The following is a 21,017-nucleotide window of genomic DNA, read 5'->3' on the forward strand; positions in this document are numbered from 1 at the left end:
CGGCGAGGCGGGCGCGGCCGGGGCCGGCAGCGCGCCGGGCGCCGCGCCGAGCGAGGCGGTCGCCTGCCGCGCCGCGTCGCGCAACGCGGTCGCGATCGGGCCGTCCCACGCGACGTCGATCGACCCCGACGAACCGATGACCGTCAGCGCGAGCTGCAGGCGCCCGTCGGCGTCGAGCACCGGCACGCACATCGCGCTGACGCCCGGGCTCGGCAGATCGACGCTGCGCTCGATGCCGCGCACACGGATCGCGTCGAGTTCGGCTTGACGCTCGCGCGCATCCGGCGCGGGCGGCGTGCCGTCGGCGCCCGCCAGCGTGCTGCCCGCGCCCGCCTGGCTGGCCGCCATCGCGTCGAGCTGCGCCGGGTCGCCGAAGGCGCGAAACACGCGGCCGGTGGCCGTCGTGTCGAGCGACATCACCGAGCCGACATGCAGGTTCACATGCAGCGGATAACCGCCGTGCTCGATGCGCACGATCGTCGGCCCGAGCACGGCCGGCACCGACAGCGCGACGCTCAGGCCCACCGTTTCAGCGAGCCGTGTCGCATGAGGCAGCGCCGCGCGATAGGCCGGCTGGCGCTCGATCGACATCAGCCCGAGCCGCAGCGACAGCGGCCCCGGCTCGTAGTTGCCGGTGATCGCGTCGCGCTTCACGAGCGCGAGCCGCGTCAGGCTGACGAGATAGGTGTGGGCCTGCGCGGTCGACAGCTCGGCTGCCGCCGCCAGCTCCGACAGCCCGAGCGGCTTGCGCCGGCGCGCGAGCGCGTCGAGCAGCCGCCCGCCGACCTCGACGCTCTGGATCCCGCGCTGCGCCTTTTGCGGCGCGTCGTCTGCGCTGTCTTCGTGGTTCTGCACGCGATGATTGTTCCGATGACGAAACCCCGCATGGTATCCGACGCCATTTAGCGCGCCAGCCCGCAGGTTTACCCGTATTAGACAATAGCAAGTCAATTTGTCATTGACAAATATCAGGCGCAGGCCGATGATCCGCTCACTCCCCTCAACACATGGCTCGCAGCCACGGAACGCAACATGGCCAAAGCATTCGCCTCCCAAGCCGATCTGGAAGAGAAGAAAGTCACCTGGACGCAGCTGTCCGAGAACGCGTACGCGTACACCGCCGAAGGCGACCCGAACTCCGGCGTGATCATCGGCGACGACAGCGTGCTGATCGTCGACACGACCGCGACGCCGGCGATGGCGCAGGACCTGATCGCGAAGATCCGCAGCGTGACCGACAAGCCGATCAAGCACGTCGTGCTGTCGCACTACCACGCGGTGCGCGTGCTGGGCGCGTCCGCGTATTTCGCCGAAGGCGCGCAGCAGGTGATCGCGAGCCGCGGCACGTACGAGATGATCGTCGAGCGCGGCGAGGCCGACATGAAGTCGGAGATCGAGCGCTTCCCGCGCCTGTTCGCGGGCGTCGAGACGGTGCCGGGCCTGACCTGGCCGACGCTCGTGTTCGAGCGCGAGATCACGCTGTTCCTCGGCAAGCTCGAAGTGAAGATCATGCACGTCGGCTCGGGCCATACGAAGGGCGACACGATCGTCTGGCTGCCGTCGCAGAAGGTGCTGTTCTCGGGCGACCTGGTCGAATACGACGCCGCGTGCTACTGCGGCGACGCGCAGCTCGAACAGTGGCCGGCCACGCTCGAGGCGCTGCGCGCGCTCGGCGCCGAGAAGCTGGTGCCGGGCCGCGGCCCCGCGCTGCTGAATCCGGCCGAGGTGAACCAGGGCCTCGACTACACGAAGGATTTCGTGACGACGCTGCTCGCGCAGGGCCGCAAGGCCGTCGAGCAGAAGCTCGACCTGAAGGCCGCGATGGCGCTCACGCGCGAGGCGATGGATCCGAAGTTCGGCCACGTGTTCATCTACGAGCACTGCCTGCCGTTCGACGTGTCGCGCGCATTCGACGAGGCGAGCGGCATTACCCATCCGCGCATCTGGACGGCGGAGCGCGACAAGGAAATGTGGACCGCGCTGCAGAGCTGACCGGCACACGACGGCGGAGCACCCGGCAGGGCGCTCCGCCTTTTTTCTGAAGCGGCGACCGGCTGCCTGCCGCGGCCGGCCCGCCCGTATCCGATCCAATTAGAAAGCAGGGCGCACGCACGCCCTCGGTGACGGCTGCGCGCCCGATTCGCGCGGCCGGTTTGGAGACAGACATGCCCCAATCGCTTCCCGCCGAAGCGACGCTCGCGCACGCGGGCGCTTCGGTTTCCTCAGCAACGGACGACGCGCTGCTGTTCCGCAGAATCGCATGGCGGATCGTGCCGTTCCTGTTCCTCTGCTACGTCGTGTCGTTCCTCGACCGCATCAACATCGGCTTCGCACAGTTGCAGATGAAGCACGACCTCGGCTTCAGCGATGCGATGTACGGCCTCGGCGCCGCGGTGTTCTACGTCGGCTACGTGTTTTGCGAGGTGCCGAGCAACATGCTGCTCGCGCGTTTCGGCGCGCGCCGCACCTTCACGCGGATCATGCTGCTGTGGGGCATCGCGTCGACCGGGATGATGTTCGTGTCGCAGCCGTCGCATTTCTACGTGCTGCGCTTCCTGCTCGGCGTGTTCGAGGCCGGCTTCTTCCCCGGCATCGTGCTGTACCTGACCTACTGGTTTCCGGCCAACCGGCGCGCGGCGGCGATCTCGGTGTTCTTCGCGGGCGTCGCGGTCGCGGGCGTGCTGGGCGGCCTGATGTCGGGCTGGATCATGCGCGACATGAGCGGCGTGCTCGGGCTGCACGGTTGGCAGTGGATGTTCGCGATCGAAGGCGCGCCGGCGATCCTGCTCGCGTTCGTCGCGTTCATGCTGCTCGTCGATCGTCCGCAGGACGCTGCGTGGCTCACGTCCGACGAAAAGGCGCGCGTCGCCGCGCTGTGCGCGGACGGGCGCGGCACGGCGCACGACGCGCACGACGCGCACGACCGGCGCAGCCTGGCCGCCGCGCTGACGAACCCGCGCGTGTACCTGTTCGCGTTCATCTATTTCTCGCTGACCTGCGCGTCGCTGACGCTCAACTTCTGGATGCCGCTGATGATTCGCGACTTCGGCGTGACCGACGTCGTGGCGGTGAGCCTCTACACGGTCGTGCCGAACGCGGTCGGCGCGGTCGGGCTGATCCTGATCGCGCGCCGCTCGGACCGCACCGGCGAACGCCGCCGGCACTTCGCGGCCTGCACGATCGGCGGCGGCCTCGCGCTCGCGGCGCTGACGCTGCATCTGCACAGCTTTGCCGCGATGCTCGCCTGCCTGTCGATCGCCGCGACGCTGATCTTCGCCGCGCTGCCGATCTTCTGGGCCGTGCCGACCCGCTATCTGTCGGGCAATGCGGCCGCCGCCGGGATCGCGCTGATCAGCAGCATCGGCATTACGAGCGGCATCGTCAGCCCGTGGGTGATCGGGCTGATCCGCACGCGCACCGGCAGCATGGACCTCGCCGTGTACCTGCTGGCCGCGCTGCTGGTGGTCAGCGGCGCGGCGCTGATGCTCGGCGTGAAGGACGAGCGCGCGGCGCAACGCAACTGAACGCAGGCCGGACGCTGCGCGCGGGCGGCGGCGGCCGGCATGCCACGTCGACGCCCGCGTACCTGCACACGCATTCATCGAGGAGACCATCGATGTCATCCCCCCTTCGAGCCGACGTCGCGCGCACCGTCGCGTCCGGCGCGAGCGCGACGGACAATCACGCGCTGTATCGCCGCATCGGCGCGCGGATCGTGCCGTTCCTGTTCATCTGCTACATCGTGTCGATCCTCGACCGCAGCAACATCGGCTTCGCGCAGTTGCAGATGCGGCAGGATCTCGGCCTGACCGACGCGATGTACAGCCTCGGCGCGGTGCTGTTCTTCGTCGGCTACGTGCTGTTCGAGGTGCCGAGCAATGCGCTGCTGCGCCGTTTCGGCGCGCGCCGCACCTTCGCGCGGATCATGTTCCTGTGGGGCGCCGTGTCGGTCGCGATGATCACCGTCGACAGCGCGCGGCACTTCTATGCGCTGCGCTTCCTGCTCGGCGTGTTCGAGGCCGGCTTCTTCCCGGGCGTCGTGTTCTACCTGACGTACTGGTATCCGGCGCGGCGGCGCGCGTCGGTGCTGTCGATCTTCTATGCGGGCGTCGCGGTCGCGGGGATGATCGGCGGCCTGCTGTCGGGCTGGATCATGCGCGGCATGTCGGGTTTGCTCGGCCTGCACGGCTGGCAATGGATGTTCGCGATCGAGGGCGCGCCGGCGATCCTGCTCGGCGTGATCGCGTGGTTCTGGCTCTGCGATCGTCCCGAACACGCGCGCTGGCTGTCCGACGACGACCGGCAGCGGCTCGCGGCCGACCTGGCCGCCGACCGCGCCGATGCGCCCGCGCAGGCGGCACGGTCGCTGCGGCAGGTACTCGTGCAGCCGCGCACCTACCTGTTCGCGTTCATCTACTTCTCGCTGACCACCGCGCTGCTGATGCTGCTGTTCTGGATGCCGCTGATGATCCGCGAATTCGGCATCCACGACGTCGTGCAGATCAGCCTGCTGTCGATCGTGCCGAACGCGATTGGCGCGGCGGGCCTGATCGCGATCGCGCGGCGTTCGGACCGCCGCCGCGAGCGGCGCTGGCACTTTGCCGCGTGCGCACTCGGCGGCGCGGCCGCGCTCGCGCTGCTGACGCTGCACCTGCCGAGCATCGTCGCGATGATGGCGCTGCTGTCGGTCGCCGCGATGCTGATCTTCGCCGCGCATCCGGTGTTCTGGGCGGTGCCGTCCGCGTATTTCTCGGGCGCCGGCGCGGCGGGCGGGATCGCGCTGATCAGCAGCATCGGCGTGTCGAGCGGGATGATCACGCCGTGGATCGTCGGCGTGATCCGCACCCAAACCGGCAGCATGGATCCGGCGATGCTGATGATCGCCGCGCTGCTGGCCGCGTGCGCGGTGGCGATGCTGGTCGGCGTGCAGGCGGCGCCGCGCGGCGCGGCGGAGGCGGGTGTGTCGGAGTGACGAGACCCGGTCGCCCGCCGCTCAGCGCGTGACGAACGGCGCGACGTCGCCGGGCGCCGTGCGCGCATGCTTGCGCTGCCGCAGCAGTGCGACGCGGCAGTTCTCGCGCGCGGTTTCGCGGCCGTCGTCGTCGAGCAGCACCAGGTCGCCGCGCATCACGTTTAACGTGATCACGTCCTCGCCCGGCGCGCCGAGCGTTTCCGGCGTATGCACCGAGCCGGCCGGTTCGAGCACGGTCGAGCCGGCCTGCGCGATCCAGTCGTACTCGCGGTAGCGCCACGCGCCCTGCAACGTATGGACGAACACCCGTCCGTCGTGGCGATGGCGCGGCAGCGTGCCGCCGGCCGGCATCTTCAGCAGCGCGGTCAGCGTGTCCTCGGCCGCGTCGATGTGCAGATACTTGATTGCGAGCCCCGGCAGGTCCGCGCTCATCGGCAGCCACGGCAACGCGTCGCCGGGCAGGCACGAGATCGGCGGCAGGTCGGTCGGGAGCGGGGCGGGCGGCTGCGTCATGGCGAGAAGGCGGAAGCGGAGGGAACGAGCGCGCATTATCGCAGAGCGCCTGTCGCACGACTAAGCTCGGCGCGGCCGGCTATCGCCGACGGGGACGCACCCAAGGCAGGCCGTCCGGCGATATATGCAGTAAAACTGTACAGTTTTACTGCATATATGCTATCGTCGAGGCCATGAACCCGCGATCCTCGTCCCCCGCAACGCCTCCGCTGGCCGGTCTCGCCGGCGAACTCCGCATCTCCGTCGGCAAGCTGATGCGCCGGATGCGCGAGCAAACCCACCCGAACGATCTCACGTCCTCGCAGAAATCGGTGCTGCTGCGGCTCGACCGCGACGGCCCCGCGACCGTGTCCGCGCTGGCGCGCGCGGAAAGCGTGCGCCCGCAGTCGATGCGCGTGACGGTTGCGACGCTGGAAGCGATGGGCGCCGTCGGCGGCGAACCCGATCCGACCGACGGCCGGCAGACGCTGATCGCGCTGACGCCCGGTTTCCGCGACGTGCTGCAGGCCGACCGGGCCGCCAAGGACGACTGGCTGTTCCGCGCGCTGCATGCGCAACTGTCGGAGCAGGAACAGGCCGAGCTCGCATCCGCCGTGAAGCTGCTGCAGCGGCTTGCCGAATTCGACGAACCGGCGCGCCCGTGAACTGCATCGACCCGCGCGGCGGAAGGAAAGCCTGAACATGGACATTCCGTATTTGAAGTCGTACCGCATCGGCGGCGCGTGCGTCGCGAGTGCCGTCGCGCATCCCGTTCGCGCGCTGCACGGCGGCCGTGCTCCGGAGCGGCCATGAGCGTGCCGGCCGCGGGCGGCGTGTTCCGCTCGCTTCGCAGCTTCAACTATCGCGTGTGGGCGGCGGGCGCGTTGGTGTCGAACATCGGCACGTGGATCCAGCGCACCGCGCAGGACTGGCTCGTGCTGACACAGCTGACGCACCACGACGCGTCGGCGGTCGGCATCGTGATGTCGCTGCAGTTCGGCCCGCAACTGCTGCTGCTGCCGTGGACGGGCTACGCGGCCGACCGCTTCAACCAGCGCCGGCTGCTGATGGCGACGCAGGCGCTGATGGGCGCGCTCGCGCTCGTGCTGGGCGTGCTGACGGTCACGGGCGTCGTGCAGCTATGGCACGTGTATCTGTTCGCGTTCCTGTTCGGCTGCGCGTCGGCGTTCGATGCGCCGGTGCGGCAGACCTTCGTCGCGGAGCTGGTCGCCGATCGCGAGCTCGCGAACGCAGTCGCGCTCAATTCGACGTCGTTCAACGCGGCGCGGATGATCGGGCCGGCGGCGGCCGGCTTCATCATCGCGTCGGTCGGCACGGGCTGGGCGTTCCTGATCAACGGGCTCAGCTTCGTCGCGGTGCTCGCGTCGCTGTCGCGGCTGCGCGTCGACGAGCTGCGCGAAAACGCACGGGCCGGCCACCGGCGCGGCAGCCTGCTGGAAGGGTTTCGTTACGTGTGGCATCGCCCGGACCTGAAGGCGACGCTCGCGATGCTGTTCCTGATCGGCACCTTCGGGCTGAATTTCCCGCTGTTCATCTCGACGATGGCGGCCGGCGTGTTCCATGTCGACGCGCGCGGCTTCGGCATCCTGTCGTCGATGATGGCGGTCGGCACGATCTCGGGCGCGCTGCTCGCGGCCCGTCGCGAACGGCCGCAATTCCGGCATCTGTGGGCCGGCGCGGCGATGTTCGGCGTCGGCTGCACGCTGGGCGCACTCGCGCCGAGCTACTGGCTGTTCGCGGCGGCGCTCGTGATGACCGGGATCGCCGCGATGACCTTCACCAATTCGACCAACGCGCTGATGCAGTTGTCGACCGAGCCGGCGATGCGCGGGCGCGTGATGGCGCTGCGCCTCGCGGTCGCGTTCGGCGGCACGCCGATCGGCGCGCCGGTCGCGGGCTGGGTCGCGAACCATCTCGGTCCGCGCTGGGCGCTCGGCGTCGGCGCGGCGTCCGGCTTCGCAGCGGCGCTCGTCGCCGTGTATTTCGTCACGCGCAAGCGGCCGCCGCCGGCCCCGGACGAGACGATCGACCGGTACGACGCGTGACCGGCCGGCGCGATCGCTCCGATCAGGCGCTGTCGTCGGGCCGGGGCGCCGCATGCGCGGCATGGGCGGCTTCCAGGCACGACTGGAACAGCAGTGCGGCCCGCGACGGCCGCGGCGAGCGCCGCAGCAGGCTCACGAACCGGCACCGGTAGTTGAACCGGTGCGGCGCGATCGGCTGCATCAGTCCCTTGTTCTCGAAACTTTCCGCGTAGTGGTCGGGCAGGAAGCCGAGAAAGCGGCCGGACAGGATCAGCGTCGCGATCGACTCCTGGTCGGACGCCGTCGCGCCGCGCGTGAGCTTCGCGCGGTGGCTCAGTTCCATGTTCGGCGAATGGAAGCCGAGCCCCGCGAACGCATGGTTGCGGATCGTCGTCCAGGTGAGCTTGCCGTGCGGCGCGTCGTACAGCGGGTGCTGGCGGCCGCAGTAGAGCAGCATCCGCTCGTCGAACAGCTCCGAATACACGAGGCTGCCCGAGCTGCGGTGCGCGGGAATGATCCCGACCTGATAGCTGCCGTCGATGATCCCGCGCTCCACTTCGTTGATCGACGCGACGTGCAGGTTCAGCGCGACGTCGGGCGCTTCGTCCGCGAACTGGCGGATCGCGTCGCCGAGCCGCGCCTGCGGATTGGTCGCGGTCTTGTCGAACACCGCGATGTGCAGCTCGCCGCCCATCCGGTCGTGAATGCCGTCGACCCGGCTGCGGAACGCCTCCATCGACGCGAGCAGCCGCAGCGTCTCCTCGTACACCGTCTGCCCCTCGGGCGTCAGCGTGAAGCCCGCGCGGCCGCGCCGGCACAGCACCAGACCGAGGCGCGTCTCCAGATCCTTCACGTGCCGGCTGATGGTCGAGATGCCGATATTCAGCTCCAGTTCGGCCGCCGCCATCCCGCCGCATTGCACGACGCCCTTGAAGACCCGCAGCAACCGCAGATCCATGTCGCTGAGCTGCCCGAGCAGCGCGCGGCTCTTCGGTTTCTTTGCTTGCATAATTGCGCAAGTGAATATTGATATTGCGATATTCAAAAGACTAATTGGCTTCCCGACAATGCGCAACATCATCACCAGGAGGAGGGGCGCGCCGCGCCGACCGACATGACCGACAGCATCACCGCTCCGAAACAGGAAGAGACGACCGTTCGCACCGACGCCGCGTGGCTCGACGCGCACTGGATGCCGTTCACCGCCAACCGCCAGTTCAAGTCCGACCCGCGCATGATCGTGTCGGGCAAGGGCGCTTATTACACCGACGCCGAAGGCCGCAAGATCTTCGACGGCCTGTCGGGTCTCTGGTGCACGGGCCTCGGTCACGGCCGCACCGAAATCGTCGAAGCGGTGAGCCGCCAGGTCGCGCAGCTCGACTACGCGCCGGCATTCCAGTTCGGCCATCCGAAATCGTTCGAGCTCGCGAACCGGATCAAGGACCTGACGCCGGCCGGCCTCGACTACGTGTTCTTCACCGGCTCGGGCTCGGAAGCGGCCGACACGTCGCTGAAGATGGCGCGCGCCTACTGGCGCGCGAAGGGCAAGGGCACGAAGACGCGCCTGATCGGCCGCGAGAAGGGCTACCACGGCGTGAACTTCGGCGGCATCTCGGTCGGCGGGATCGGGCCGAACCGCAAGCTGTTCGGCCAGGGCCTCGACGCCGATTTCCTGCCGCACACGCAACTGGCCGAGAACAAGTTCACGCGCGGCATGCCCGAGCGCGGCGCCGACCTCGCCGACCGCCTGCTCGACCTGATCGCGCTGCACGACGCGTCGAACATCGCCGCGGTGATCGTCGAGCCGTTCGCCGGTTCGGCCGGCGTGATCATTCCGCCGCAGGGCTATCTGCAACGCCTGCGCGAGATCTGCACCGCGCACGACATCCTGCTGATCTTCGACGAAGTCATCACGGGCTTCGGCCGCGCCGGCGCGATGACGGGCGCCGAAGCGTTCGGCGTGACGCCGGACATCATGAACTTCGCGAAGCAGGTGACCAACGGCGTGCAGCCGCTCGGCGGCGTGGTCGCGTCGAAGGAAATCTACGACACCTTCATGGCCGCGGGCGGCCCCGAGTACATGCTCGAGTTTCCGCACGGCTATACGTACTCGGCGCACCCGGTCGCCTGCGCGGCCGGCGTCGCGGCGCTCGACCTGCTGGCGAAGGAGGACGCGGTGGGGCGCGTGCGCGACCTCGCGCCGCATTTCGAGGCGGCCGTGCACGGGCTGAAGGGCCAGCGCCATATTGCGGACATCCGCAACTACGGCCTCGCGGCCGGCCTGACGATCGCCGCGCTGCCGGGCGAGCCCGCGCGCCGTCCGTACGAGATCGCGATGCGCTGCTGGGCAAAGGGCTTCTACGTGCGCTACGGCGGCGACACGATCCAGCTCGCGCCGCCGTTCATCGCCGAGAAGCGCGAGATCGACAACATGATCAATGCGCTGTCCGACGCGTTGAACGAAGTGGACTGAGCGGCGAGCCGTCCGAAACGCGTCACTACGCACCACTGCGATTACCGAATTCACGAAAGAGCCCGAACGATGAAACACGATAGCAACGTCACTTCCACCCTCGGCCACCTGATCGACGGCAAGCGCGTCGACGGCGGCAGCCGCGTGCAGCCGGTGTTCGACCCGGCCACCGGCGCGTCGAACAAGAGCGTCGCGCTGGCCGACAAGCAGACCGTCGAAGCCGCGATCGCGTCCGCGCAGGCCGCATTCCCGGCATGGCGCAACACGCCGCCGCTGAAGCGCGCACGCGTGATGAGCCGCTTCAAGACGCTGCTCGAGGAGCATGCGGACGAACTGTGCGCGCTGATCACGGCCGAGCACGGCAAGGTGCTCGCCGACGCGATGGGCGAACTGCAGCGCGGGATCGAGAACGTCGAATACGCGACCTACGTGCCCGAGCTGCTGAAGGGCGAGCACAGCAAGAACGTCGGCCCCGCGATCGATTCATGGAGCGAGTTCCAGGCGCTCGGCGTCGTGTCCGGCATCACGCCGTTCAACTTCCCGGTGATGGTGCCGCTGTGGATGTGGCCGATGGCGGTTGCATGCGGCAACACCTTCGTGCTGAAGCCGTCCGAGCGCACGCCGTCGTCGACGCTGCGCATGGCCGAGCTCGCGCTCGAAGCCGGCCTGCCGCCGGGCGTGCTGAACGTCGTGAACGGCGACAAGGAAGCGGTCGACACGATCCTGACCGACCCGCGCGTGAAGGCCGTCAGCTTCGTCGGCTCGACGCCGATCGCCGAATACATCTACTCGACCGGCTGTGCGCACGGCAAGCGCGTGCAGGCGCTCGGCGGCGCGAAGAACTTCGCGGTCGTGATGCCGGACGCCGACATCGGCAACGCGGTGAACGCGCTGATGGGCGCCGCCTACGGTTCGTGCGGCGAGCGCTGCATGGCGATTCCGCTGGTCGTCGCGATCGGCGACGAGACGGGCGACAAGGTCGTCGCGGGCCTGAAGGCGGAGATCGACAAGATGAAGGTCGGCCCGGGCACCGGCGAAGGCGTCGACATGGGCCCGCTCGTCACGAAGCAGCATTTCGAGAAGGTCACGAGCTTCGTCGAGGCGGGTGTCGAGGCGGGTGCATCGCTGGTCGTCGACGGCCGCAGCGTGAAGGTCGACGGTCACGAGGACGGCTACTACCTCGGCCCGTGCCTGTTCGACAACGTGAAGCCCGGCATGCCGATCTATCAGCACGAGATCTTCGGGCCGGTGCTCGGCGTGATCCGCCTGAAGTCGCTCGACGAGGCGATGGCGCTGATCGACGCGCACGAGTACGGCAACGGCACGTGCCTGTTCACGCGCGACGGCGAGGCCGCGCGCTACTTCAGCGACAACATCCAGATCGGCATGGTCGGCATCAACGTGCCGCTGCCGGTGCCGGTCGCGTACCACTCGTTCGGCGGCTGGAAGCGCTCGCTGTTCGGCGACCTGCACGCGTACGGCCCGGACGCGGTGCGTTTCTACACGAAGCGCAAGACGATCACGCAGCGCTGGCCGTCGGCCGGCGTGCGCGAAGGCACGGTGTTCAGCTTCCCGTCGAATCGCTGACGCGCACCACTGCCGCGAACCCTGGCCGCATGCCATGCCCGCCGCGCCGGCGGCGGCGCGTGCGCGGCGGCCGGCGCGAAGGCCCGTCCCGATTTTCGATCGGGGCGGGCTTTTTTACATCCGGCGCATCGAATGTGCGCTTACGGCGCGACCACGTGCCACATCTCCTTGAAGTTGTCGCCGTTGCGATCGCCTTGCTTCATGTCCTTCGAGAAGAAATACAGCGGCTTGCCCTTGTACGCCCATTGCGGGCTGCCGTCGTCGCGCTTGACGATCGTGTAGGGCCCGACGGGCACGTCGGTCGCGCTGGCCTTGTAGGGCGGCCAGAAGGTTTCGCACTGGCCGGTGCATGCGCTGGTGCCGGCATTGGCCTTGTCCTTGTCGAACGTATAGACGGTCATCCCGTTCGCGGCGACGAGTGCGCCGTTTTCGACTTTGGTGATCGAGCCTTGGGCCGAAGCCGAAGCGGACGCGATGGCGAGCAGGGCGGAACTGACGAGCAGCGCGGCTTTCATGGTTGCCTCCTTGTAGTCCGGTGGGCGATCGGGATCGCGCGCCAGGCGGAGCCTGCGCGAGGATCGCGACGAATGGTGCCGGAACGCGGCGCCGTGGCCGCCGGTGCGAGCGACGCGGGGTCGGATGGCGGCGCACGGGGGCGCTTCATTCACGATAGGCGGTTTTTCGCAGGGCTGCGAGCGCAACGGGGGCGTATCGGCCATGCGTGACCGTCACGCAACGGCGGGACGGTTTTCGCGGCAGAAACTGTTGGAGCGCGTTCGGCCGAACGGAGGGCGAGGCGCGCGTCGTCAGCGGAACACGGCTGGTGCTGCGGCGAGTTCGCCGGCCGCGACGCGGTTCGCGAGTTCGGCCGACATGCCGGCCGACACGTGCACGCGCAACGATGGATGCGCGTCGCGCAGTGCGAGGCGTTCGACCCGGCCGCGCCAGCCGCCAGATCCGCCGCCGCATTGCCCGACCTGACAGTTGGCTGTCGCGAACGGCCCGCGCAGGGCCACCTCGCCTGGCGTGTCAACCGGCGCGGGCCGGTTTCCGTTCTCGCTCCATCCGACGAAACGGGAGTCGCCGATGCGCAAACTGCTGATGTCCGTCATGCTGGCTTGTCTGTCCGCGATGGCGGGCGCGCAGACGCTGGTCCATTTCCCGTCGACCGACGGCCCGCCGGCGACGACGCTAGACGGCTACCTGTTTCCCGCGCCCGGCGCCGGCCGTCATCCGGCGCTCGTGTTCCTGCACGGCTGCTCGGGCATGTTCGCCAAGTCGGGTAAGGTCTATTCCCGCGAGCGCGACTGGGCCGAGCGTTTCAATGCGATCGGCATCACGGTGCTGGAGGTCGACAGCTTCAATCCGCGTCATCACGGCGAGATGTGCGCGCCTGCGCATTTCGTCGGTGCGATCTATCGCGCGCGGCCGTTCGACGCCTATGGCGCGCTGCGCTATCTGCAATCGCTCGATACCGTGCAGCCCGATCGCATCGGCATCGTCGGCTGGTCGCAGGGCGGCGGCACGGTGCTGAACACGATCCGCGCGTCGAGTCCGGCGCGGCCCGGGTCGCTGCCGGACGGCGATTTCCGCGCGGCGGTCGCGTTCTACCCGGGAAGCTGCAACGTGAAGGCGCAGGGCGCGGTGTGGCAGAGCACGGTGCCGCTGCTGGTGCTGATCGGCGAGGACGACGTATGGTCGCCGTTCGCCGCATGCAAGACGCTGTTCGATTCGGTCGCGCCGGGCACGGACGCGACGTTCCATGCGTATCCGGGCGCGTATCACGACTTCGACTGGCCGAACATGCCGGTGCATGCGGTGCCGACGTTCACGACGCGGGCGGGCGTGATCCCGATCGAGGGCACCGAGCCGGCCGCGCGCGAGGACGCGCAGCAGCGGGTGGTCGACTACCTCGAAGCGCGGCTGCTCGCGAAGTGAGCGGAACGCGGGCCGGCGAACGCCGGCCGGCATCGACCGACCCGCACGATCCGCCCGGTTGCGCCGCGCGCGACCGCACGCCGAAACCGCGCGGCGACACGCACGCGCCTATCCCGCCGCATCCTCCCCCAGCGCCTGGATAAATCGCGAAAACAGCTCCGGCTGCGAAGAAATCCCGAGCTTCGCATACAGATGCCGCCGATGCACCTTCACCGTCTCCGGAGAAATCGCCAGCCGTTCCGCAATCGCCTTCGACGAATTGCCGCGCAGCACCATCCGCGCGATCGCCATCTCGCGATCGGTCAGCAGGCCCGCGCCGAACCGCGCGAGCGCCCGTTCGACGCGCGCGCCGAGATCGTCGTCGGGCGTCGCGCGCGCGGCGTCGCCGGTCAGTCGCCAGTGCTGCCGGATCGCCGCGAGCACCCACGGCATCGCGGCCGTCAGCTTGCCGAGCGGCTCCACGTCGAACCGGGCGCCTGCGCCGAGCGACAGCGACAGCAGCGTGTCCGGGTTCGGCCGCAGCAGGATCTGGATCTCGTCGTCGCCGACCGCGTCGCGGAAGTAGCTGAGGAAATACTCGCTCTGCCGGAACAGGTCGGGCGCGACTTCCTCGAGCCGGTAGCAGCCGTCGGCGAGCCCGTCGTGCGCGGCCTGCAGGAACGGATCGAGCAGATATAACCCGTTCAGGTAAAGCGGCACCGGCGATACATCGTCGGTGCCGCCCGCATCGTATTCGTCGAGCACGAGCGGCACGCCGTCGCGGCCGATCGAGGTCGCGAGCGCGTTGTCGAACGGCACCATTTCGTTGAGCAGCAGCACCAGGAAACGCCAGAAGCGCGGCTGGCCAAGATGATCGATCACGCGGCCAAGCGCCTGGTGCATCGCGACTTCGGAAAACAGACGATCCATACCACCACCGGAAGGGCGTAACACGAAGGGGGAATAGCGGTCCTGAAATTGGCTTCCTAGACTGCCACGCAATCAGACGGGCCCGAGTATGGGCGTTCCAAAAAAAGCAGCATAGCGGGACACAGGAGAACGAAATGGCGATGATGTCGGAATCGACAGGCACCGTGCAAGCGGCGCCTGCAACGCAGGACGCGCCGCGCGCGTTGTCGCAGACGCTCGGCGTGCGCGACGCGGTGATGATCACCGTGTCGGGCGTGACGCCCGCGAGCTCGATCTTCGTGATCGCGCCGTTCGCGATCCAGCAGGCCGGCAGCGGCGCGGTGCTGTCGTTCGCGCTCGGCGGCGTGCTCGCGTTCGCCTTCGCGCTCTGCTATGCGGAACTGTGCGCCGCGCACCGCAGCGCGGGCGGCGAATACGTGATGGCCAAGCGCGTGTTCGGCACGCTGCCCGGCTACCTGACCTTCATCGCGGTGCTGGCCGTCAGCGTGTTCATCCCGGCCGTGCTCGCGAGCGGCGCTGCACCGTATTTGAACAACGCGCTCGGCACGCACTTCGGCAACCAGACGGTCGCGCTGACGATCGTGCTGCTCAGCTACGTGCTCGGCATGCTGAACATCAAGACCAATGCGTGGATCACCGGCGCATTCCTCGCCGTCGAGATCGGCGTGCTGATGCTGATCGCAGGGCTCGGTTTCGGCTCGCCGCATCGCGGCGCCGACGTGCTGGTCGCACCGGTGGTCGCGAGCGGCAATGCGCTGGTGCCGGCGACGCTCGCGGCGATCGTGCCCGCGATCGGCACGGCGATCTTCTGCTACAACGGCTTCGGCTCGGCTGCGTATCTCGCCGAAGACCTGCGCGGCGGCAATCGCAACGTCGCAAAGGCGGTCCTGTATTCGCTGCTCGTGATCCTCGTCGTCGAACTGGTGCCGCTGACCGCGATCGTGCTGGGCGCGCCGTCGCTGACGGAGATGTCGAAGAGCGCGGACCCGATCGGCTACGTGGTGCGCTCGCTCAGCAATCCGGTCGTGTCGCGCATCGTCAGCGGCGGGATCTTCCTGTCGGTGTTCAATGCGATCATCGCGATCGTGATCACGATGGGGCGCCTGCTGTACAGCAGCGGCCGCCACGCACTGTGGTCGCGCACCTGCAACCGCGCGTTCTCGACGATCCATCCGCGCTTCGAGTCGCCGTGGCTCGCGACGCTGACGCTCGCGGTGCCGTCGGCGGGCCTCGTGTTCGTGTCGAGCCTCGACGAGCTGACCGCGTTCACGGTCGACCTGCTGCTGCTGATCTATCTCGTCGTCGGGCTGGCCGCGCTCGCGAGCCGGCTCGTGCGCCGCGACGTCGAGCATCATTACCGGATGCCGTTCTGGCCGGTGACGCCGCTCGTCGCGGTGGCGGGCGCCGCCTATACGCTGTACACGACGCTGGCGACGGCGACCAAGTCGACCGACCTGATCATCATCGCCGGGCTGCTGGTCGCCGCGCTCGCGATGTACGCGGCGTGGGCGCGCCACAGCGACGCGTTCCGCGCGCTCTGAGCGCCGGCCGCATCGACACACGATTGAACAACCGAAAGACTGGAGGATTGGCATCATGCGCACGAGAGACCTCGGCATCCGCATCGGACTCGGCACGCCGGGCCGCTTCAACGCGATCACGGACGTCCCGGGCGTGCGGGTCGGACACTGCACGCTGAATGTCGAGAACGGCGACGCGTCGGTTCGCACCGGCGTGACGGTCATCGAGCCGCGCGCGGGCGCCGCGCACGATGCGCCGTGCTTCGCGGGCGTACACGTACTGAACGGCAACGGCGATGCGACCGGGCTCGAATGGATTCGCGAGGCCGGCCTGCTGACGACGCCGATCGCCTATACGAACACGCACAGCGTCGGCGTCGTGCGCGACGCGCTGATCGCGGCCGAACGCGACGCGGCGCGCGATCGCGTGTACTGGTGCATGCCGGTCGTGATGGAAACCTACGACGGACTGCTGAACGATATCTGGGGGCAGCACGTGAATGCGTCGCACGTGCGGCAGGCGCTGGCGGCCGCGCAGTCGGGGCCGGTCGCCGAAGGCGGCGTCGGCGGCGGCACCGGGATGATCTGCCACGAGTTCAAGGGCGGCATCGGCACCGCCTCGCGCGTGCTCGCGGCCGACGCGGGCGGCTGGACGGTCGGCGCGCTGGTGCAGGCGAACTACGGCGTGCGCGAAATGCTGCGCGTGGCCGGCTACCCGGTCGGCGAAGTGCTGCGGCACGTGCATTCGCCGTTCCGTGCGCCGGACGCGAAGGGCGAGGCCGGGATGGGGTCGATCGTCGTCACGCTCGCGACCGATGCGCCGCTGCTGCCGCATCAATGCACGCGGCTCGCGCAGCGGGCGAGCGTCGGGCTCGCGCGGGTCGGCGGCGGCACCGAGGATTCGAGCGGCGACCTGTTTCTCGCGTTCGCCACGGGCAACGACGGGCTGCCGGCGGCCAACTACGGCAGCAAGGGCGCACCGACGACCGACGTGAAGATGGTCAACAACGACCATATTTCCGTGCTGTTCGCGGCAGCGGCCGAAGCGGTCGAGGAAGCGATCGTGAATGCGCTCGTCGCGGGCGGCGATGTGGTGTCGCGCGGTGCGCGCGTCGAAGGGCTGGGTCACGCACGTTTGATGGATGCGTTGCGCGAAGTCGGCTGGCGGCCGGGGCGGGGTGGGTGATGCGAAAGCGTGGTGAGCCGGCGTCGGCTCACGTCGATCGATGGTGCGCCTGTGCCGGACGCCGAACGGGCCGGGCACGGCGACCGGCATGCCGCGAATCCTGCGCGCATTCGCGACGGGCATGATGCGGGCGGCGCTCGATCGGCCCGCCGGACGCCCGCACATGCGAAGCGGGTGCGGCGGGCTGGCCGTCACGCGGCGTCATGCTCAGCTGCCGAAGTAGACGTTGCAGAAGCTGACCGGGCCGACGCACGCATTCGGGTCTTCCTGGTTCGATTGCGAGCGATCGACGCGGCCTGCGGCCTTCACGGCTTCGGCACGGTTCGCCTGTTGCTGGACGGCGTCGGCCTGCGCCGGCTGTGCGTGGGCGACAGCGGCGGTGAGCGACAGGGCAACGAGGGCGAGGTGCAGCGGCTTCATTTTGACTTCTCCTGGGTGATCGCCAGTCTTGCTGGCAGTGAGGAAACTATAGGATCGCACTGCTTAAAGATTAATCGCCCGGGCTGGAGAGCTTATTTGCATCTGGAACAAGGATGACGTTGCGTGCGCATCGAGGCTCAACGGCGATGCCGGTTGAACGGCGCGTCCTTGTCGAGCAGCGCGCTGCGCACGAAGTGCAGGCAGCCGACGATGCGCTGCATCCGGCGGCGCGCGTCGGGCACCGCGTACCACGCCTGCAGCGCGTGCTGCGCGGCGCGGATCGCGAGGTTCACCGATTTCAGCGTGCGCGCATGACGGGTCGGTGTCGGGTCGTCGAAGAAGCGCGGCAATTCATGCAGCACCGCGTCGATCGATTCGGTCCAGCGCAGCGTCTGCGGCGGTTTCGCTTCGCTGAACGCATGCAGCTCGTCGCGCAGGTCGATCACTGCGTGGCCGACCTCGAGCGTCGCGAGCATCCAGCGCAGCGCGTCGCGATGCTGCCGCGTGCGCCGCACCAGCAGCGTGCGCAGCTGCGCCATCAGGTCGTGCGTGCTCGACTGGAAGCGCTGCGCGAGGCCTTCCGGAGCGTCTTCGCAGGCGAGCGTCACCTGGCGGCGCAGGTCGTGCGCGATGCGGCCCGTCAGCCACGGCATATGGGTCGGAAACACCACCGCGAACACGATCGCGCACACGAGCATCGCGACGACCACCGCCAGGCCGTTGTTGATCAGCACCTCGGGCGTATACGCGATCACGTTGTCGGGGCCCGCGAGCAGGCAGAAGAACACCGCGAAGCCGATCCCGTAGCCGGACATGCCCGGCCGCATCGCGAGAAACGCGCCGAAGCCGAGCACCGGCGCGAGCGTCGCGCACAGCAGCGGGAAGCCGTCGATGTTCGGATACACGTAGCACAGGTAGAGATAGCCGACGGCGGTCGCGAACGCCGCGCCGACGGCCATCTGCGCGACGAACTTCGGCGCGCGCGGCGAGGTCGAGCTGAGCGCGCACGCGATTGCGGCGGCGATCACGGCGAGCGAGCCGCTCGGCCATTCGGACGCGATCCAGAAGCAGCTCATCGCGCCGACCGCGACGATCGTGCGCAGGAACGTGAAGCCGACGAAGAACGCATTGGTCTTGACCTTGTAGTGCGTGACCGAGCGCTCGAACGCATGGTCGTCCTGGTCGAGCGACGCGTAGGTGTCGGCATAGCCGAGGTATTCGCCGATGAAGCGGTACATCAGCTCGATCGCCGTGTCGAAATCGAGCACGCCGCCGGCCGCATGCGCCTCGAGCTCGCGCCGCGACGCGCGCGCGGCCTTCGGCAACGCGCCGTGAAAGCGGCGCAGTTCGAGCAGCGCGCCGGTGGTCGATGCGATGCCGCGCTGCCGTTCGTCGCGCAGCGCGGCCAGCCGCTGCGAGAGTGCGTCGACATGCGGCGCGAGCGCGTCGAGCACCGCATCCGCGCGACCGGCGCGCAGTCGCTTGACGAGCTGGTGCAGCGCATGCAGCCGTGTGCACGCGTTCATGAATTCGCTGTTCAGCCGCGCGAGCCGGCGGCTGCGCGCGCGAATGTGCGGATCCTCGAACGACGCGAACGCGCGATTGGCCTCGAAGCCGACGATCTCGTCGACGAAATCGGCGAAGCGCCGCTCGAAATCGCCGCGCGCGAGATCGCCAGCGAGCGCGCCGGTCGCGAAGGCCGCGAAATTCGCGTGGCGCGCGCTCAGCGAGCGCATCAGCGCCTTCGCGGAACTGAGCGGCAGGATCAGCGCGCTGACCGCGCCCGAACACGCGATGCCGAGCGCGACTTCCGCGGCGCGCGTGAGCGCGGACTGGAACAGCGTCTGCGGCGACATCACCGCAGGCAGGCCGATCAGCGCGGCCGTGTAGCCGGCCAGCACGAAGCCGTACCAGCGGAAGTGGCGGTTGCGCACCGCGAGCGCGATGCAGCAGCCGATCCACAGCGTGATGCCGGCCATGTAAAGCTCGGGCTGCTGCGCGAACAGCCCGCCGAGCGCAAGCGCGGCGACGAGGCCGGCGGCGGTGCCGAGCACGCGATAGAAGCTCTTCGCGAACACCATCCCCGACAGCGGCTGCATCAGCACGAACACGGTGGTCATCGCGGTGCGCGGCTGCGACATCTCGAGCCGCATCGCGATGCCCATCGCGAGCAGCGCCGCGAACACCGTTTTCGCGAGGTGCAGCCAGATCAGCCCGTCGCTGGCGGCCCAGTCGCGCGCGGCGTCGCCGAGCGGATCGAGCCAGGTCCTCCATCGGGCCGGTTCGATGGAAGATCGCTCGATCGCTGAGGGTGGCTTCATGAAAAGAGGGGGCGCATCCGGTGCCCGGCAGGTGCCGCGGCCCGTCCGAACGGGCCCGTTCGACTGGTGAGGCGCCGATTGTAGGAGTGCGGCGGGCGCGCATTAACGCAGCTGCGGGGAAACGATAGTTGCACGCCGGGTAACAATCTGTCGCATCCGTTGGAGGAAAATGGCGGCTCCGCTACAGGTCGTGAACAGGAATGGATACCCTACAAAACATGCGGGTGTTTACGCGCGTCGTCGAGACGGGCAGTTTCACCGCGGCCGCGCAATCGCTGAATTCGACGACGGGCGCGATGTCGCGCGCGGTGTCGGAACTCGAGGCGCGCCTGCGCACCCGTCTGATGAATCGTTCGACGCGCCGTCTCGCGCTGACGTCGGCCGGCGAGAGCTATCTGCGGCGCTGCCGGCAGATCCTCGCCGACGTCGACCGCGCGGAAGAGGAGGCAAGCTGTGCGCACGAGCGGCCGGCCGGCGTGCTGCGCATGCACAGCTTCGCCAGCGTCGGCCATCACTATGTGCTGCCGGCGCTGACGCGCTACCACGCGCAGTATCCGGACGTGTCGATCGAGCTGTCGCTGTCGCAGCGGATGCCCGACCTGTTCGACGGCACCAGCGACACGGCGGTCGTGACCGCGTCGTCGCTGCCCGACTCGGAACTCGTGTCGCACCTGCTCGGCTCGACCTTCAGCATCCTGTGCGCGTCGCCGGACTATGTGAAGCGGCACGGCGCGCCGGCTCGTCCGCAGGACCTCGGCGCGCACGCGTGCCTGACGCTCTGCACGCCGGCGTTCCCGACGCACGAATGGGTGCTCGAAGGGCCGGGCGGCGTCGAGCAGATTCATGTCGCGGGGCCGGTGCAGACCAATACGGCCGAATCGCTCGCGCTCGCGATCCGCGACGGGATCGGGATCGGCATGCTGCCGCTGTATTCGGCGATCGACGCGCTGCGCGACGGATCGCTCGTGCGCGTGCTGCCGGAACACATCCTGCAGAAGATGAACGTGTATGCGCTGTATCCGTCGCGCCGCTTCATCGACGCGAAGGTGCGCACCTGGGTCGAGCTGCTGCGCGCGCAGGTGCCGGCGATGATCGCGCACGACGTCGAGATGCTGAACACGATCGGCCGGGAACGGCAGGCCGCGTGACGGCGA

18 protein-coding genes and 1 pseudogene are annotated in these 21,017 nt (G+C 68.8%); 11 read left to right on the top strand and 8 right to left on the bottom strand.

The features are described 5' to 3' along the window. Window positions 1–855, bottom strand: an 855-nt coding sequence (locus tag BST28156_RS27180) for an IclR family transcriptional regulator (protein ID WP_174903828.1), incomplete at its 3' end; no start/stop codon positions are given. A 177-nt stretch (window positions 856–1,032) separates the two neighbouring features. Between BST28156_RS27180 and BST28156_RS27185 the strand changes: the two genes are divergently transcribed. The 3 genes from BST28156_RS27185 to BST28156_RS27195 all read left to right on the top strand — a co-directional run bounded on the left by BST28156_RS27185 (window position 1,033) and on the right by BST28156_RS27195 (window position 4,972). After that, on the top strand, window positions 1,033–1,992 hold the full coding sequence (locus BST28156_RS27185) for an MBL fold metallo-hydrolase (RefSeq protein WP_060238174.1): 960 nt from the start codon (window positions 1,033–1,035) through the stop codon (window positions 1,990–1,992). A 173-nt stretch (window positions 1,993–2,165) separates the two neighbouring features. Beyond that, a complete protein-coding gene (locus BST28156_RS27190; RefSeq protein WP_174903829.1) occupies window positions 2,166–3,524 on the top strand; it encodes an MFS transporter in 1,359 nt (452 codons plus the stop codon). Window positions 3,525–3,616: 92 nt separating this feature from the next. Next, a complete protein-coding gene (locus BST28156_RS27195; protein ID WP_174903830.1) occupies window positions 3,617–4,972 on the top strand; it encodes an MFS transporter in 1,356 nt (451 codons plus the stop codon). A gap of 21 nt (window positions 4,973–4,993) precedes the next feature. Here the strand turns inward: BST28156_RS27195 and BST28156_RS27200 are convergent, their stop codons facing one another. Beyond that, complete coding sequence (locus BST28156_RS27200; RefSeq protein ID WP_174903831.1) at window positions 4,994–5,485, bottom strand: 2,4'-dihydroxyacetophenone dioxygenase family protein; 492 nt, start codon at window positions 5,483–5,485, stop codon at window positions 4,994–4,996. 173 nt (window positions 5,486–5,658) lie between these two features. Between BST28156_RS27200 and BST28156_RS27205 the strand changes: the two genes are divergently transcribed. Together BST28156_RS27205 and BST28156_RS27210 are read left to right on the top strand one after the other, a co-directional pair. After that, window positions 5,659–6,129: a MarR family winged helix-turn-helix transcriptional regulator gene (locus BST28156_RS27205; RefSeq protein ID WP_060238158.1), complete on the top strand. Its 471-nt coding sequence runs from the start codon at window positions 5,659–5,661 to the stop codon at window positions 6,127–6,129. Between the two features lie 144 nt (window positions 6,130–6,273). After that, window positions 6,274–7,530 (top strand): MFS transporter, encoded by a 1,257-nt coding sequence (locus BST28156_RS27210; protein WP_174903832.1) that lies wholly within the window; start codon window positions 6,274–6,276, stop codon window positions 7,528–7,530. A 22-nt stretch (window positions 7,531–7,552) separates the two neighbouring features. Here BST28156_RS27210 and BST28156_RS27215 read toward each other — a convergent pair whose 3' ends face one another. Further along, a complete protein-coding gene (locus BST28156_RS27215; protein WP_174903833.1) occupies window positions 7,553–8,518 on the bottom strand; it encodes a LysR family transcriptional regulator in 966 nt (321 codons plus the stop codon). Between the two features lie 105 nt (window positions 8,519–8,623). Between BST28156_RS27215 and aptA the strand changes: the two genes are divergently transcribed. Continuing rightward, window positions 8,624–9,982: an omega-aminotransferase AptA gene (aptA, locus tag BST28156_RS27220; RefSeq protein ID WP_174903834.1), complete on the top strand. Its 1,359-nt coding sequence runs from the start codon at window positions 8,624–8,626 to the stop codon at window positions 9,980–9,982. A 69-nt stretch (window positions 9,983–10,051) separates the two neighbouring features. Then, window positions 10,052–11,569 (top strand): CoA-acylating methylmalonate-semialdehyde dehydrogenase, encoded by a 1,518-nt coding sequence (locus BST28156_RS27225; RefSeq protein WP_174903835.1) that lies wholly within the window; start codon window positions 10,052–10,054, stop codon window positions 11,567–11,569. Between the two features lie 140 nt (window positions 11,570–11,709). On the opposite strand, the gene BST28156_RS27230 is transcribed toward BST28156_RS27225, so the two are convergent. Together BST28156_RS27230 and BST28156_RS27235 are read right to left on the bottom strand one after the other, a co-directional pair. After that, window positions 11,710–12,084: a COG4315 family predicted lipoprotein gene (locus BST28156_RS27230; RefSeq protein WP_059602914.1), complete on the bottom strand. Its 375-nt coding sequence runs from the start codon at window positions 12,082–12,084 to the stop codon at window positions 11,710–11,712. Between the two features lie 309 nt (window positions 12,085–12,393). Then, a pseudogene (locus BST28156_RS27235) lies at window positions 12,394–12,495 on the bottom strand (LysR family transcriptional regulator); the annotation flags it as partial. A 160-nt stretch (window positions 12,496–12,655) separates the two neighbouring features. Between BST28156_RS27235 and BST28156_RS27240 the strand changes: the two are divergent. Continuing rightward, window positions 12,656–13,507: a dienelactone hydrolase family protein gene (locus BST28156_RS27240; RefSeq protein WP_009690740.1), complete on the top strand. Its 852-nt coding sequence runs from the start codon at window positions 12,656–12,658 to the stop codon at window positions 13,505–13,507. Window positions 13,508–13,615: 108 nt separating this feature from the next. On the opposite strand, the gene BST28156_RS27245 is transcribed toward BST28156_RS27240, so the two are convergent. Then, a complete protein-coding gene (locus tag BST28156_RS27245; protein WP_059602911.1) occupies window positions 13,616–14,416 on the bottom strand; it encodes a helix-turn-helix transcriptional regulator in 801 nt (266 codons plus the stop codon). 134 nt (window positions 14,417–14,550) lie between these two features. Here BST28156_RS27245 and BST28156_RS27250 point away from each other — a divergent pair, with 134 nt between their 5' ends. Both BST28156_RS27250 and BST28156_RS27255 read left to right on the top strand, forming a co-directional pair. Continuing rightward, window positions 14,551–15,957: an APC family permease gene (locus BST28156_RS27250; RefSeq protein WP_059602908.1), complete on the top strand. Its 1,407-nt coding sequence runs from the start codon at window positions 14,551–14,553 to the stop codon at window positions 15,955–15,957. Window positions 15,958–16,012: 55 nt separating this feature from the next. Next, complete coding sequence (locus BST28156_RS27255) at window positions 16,013–17,122, top strand: DmpA family aminopeptidase (protein ID WP_174903836.1); 1,110 nt, start codon at window positions 16,013–16,015, stop codon at window positions 17,120–17,122. Between the two features lie 207 nt (window positions 17,123–17,329). Here BST28156_RS27255 and BST28156_RS27260 read toward each other — a convergent pair whose 3' ends face one another. Then, window positions 17,330–17,542 (bottom strand): hypothetical protein, encoded by a 213-nt coding sequence (locus BST28156_RS27260; RefSeq protein ID WP_009690746.1) that lies wholly within the window; start codon window positions 17,540–17,542, stop codon window positions 17,330–17,332. Between the two features lie 137 nt (window positions 17,543–17,679). Beyond that, complete coding sequence (locus tag BST28156_RS27265) at window positions 17,680–19,863, bottom strand: FUSC family protein (protein ID WP_174903837.1); 2,184 nt, start codon at window positions 19,861–19,863, stop codon at window positions 17,680–17,682. 200 nt (window positions 19,864–20,063) lie between these two features. Here BST28156_RS27265 and BST28156_RS27270 point away from each other — a divergent pair, with 200 nt between their 5' ends. Beyond that, window positions 20,064–21,011, top strand: coding sequence for a LysR family transcriptional regulator (locus BST28156_RS27270; protein ID WP_060238129.1), 948 nt, complete (start codon window positions 20,064–20,066; stop codon window positions 21,009–21,011). Window positions 21,012–21,017: the final 6 nt, after the last annotated feature.

Source organism: Burkholderia pseudomultivorans, from assembly GCF_902499075.1.
In the GTDB taxonomy this organism is placed as follows: Bacteria; Pseudomonadota; Gammaproteobacteria; order Burkholderiales; family Burkholderiaceae; genus Burkholderia; species Burkholderia pseudomultivorans.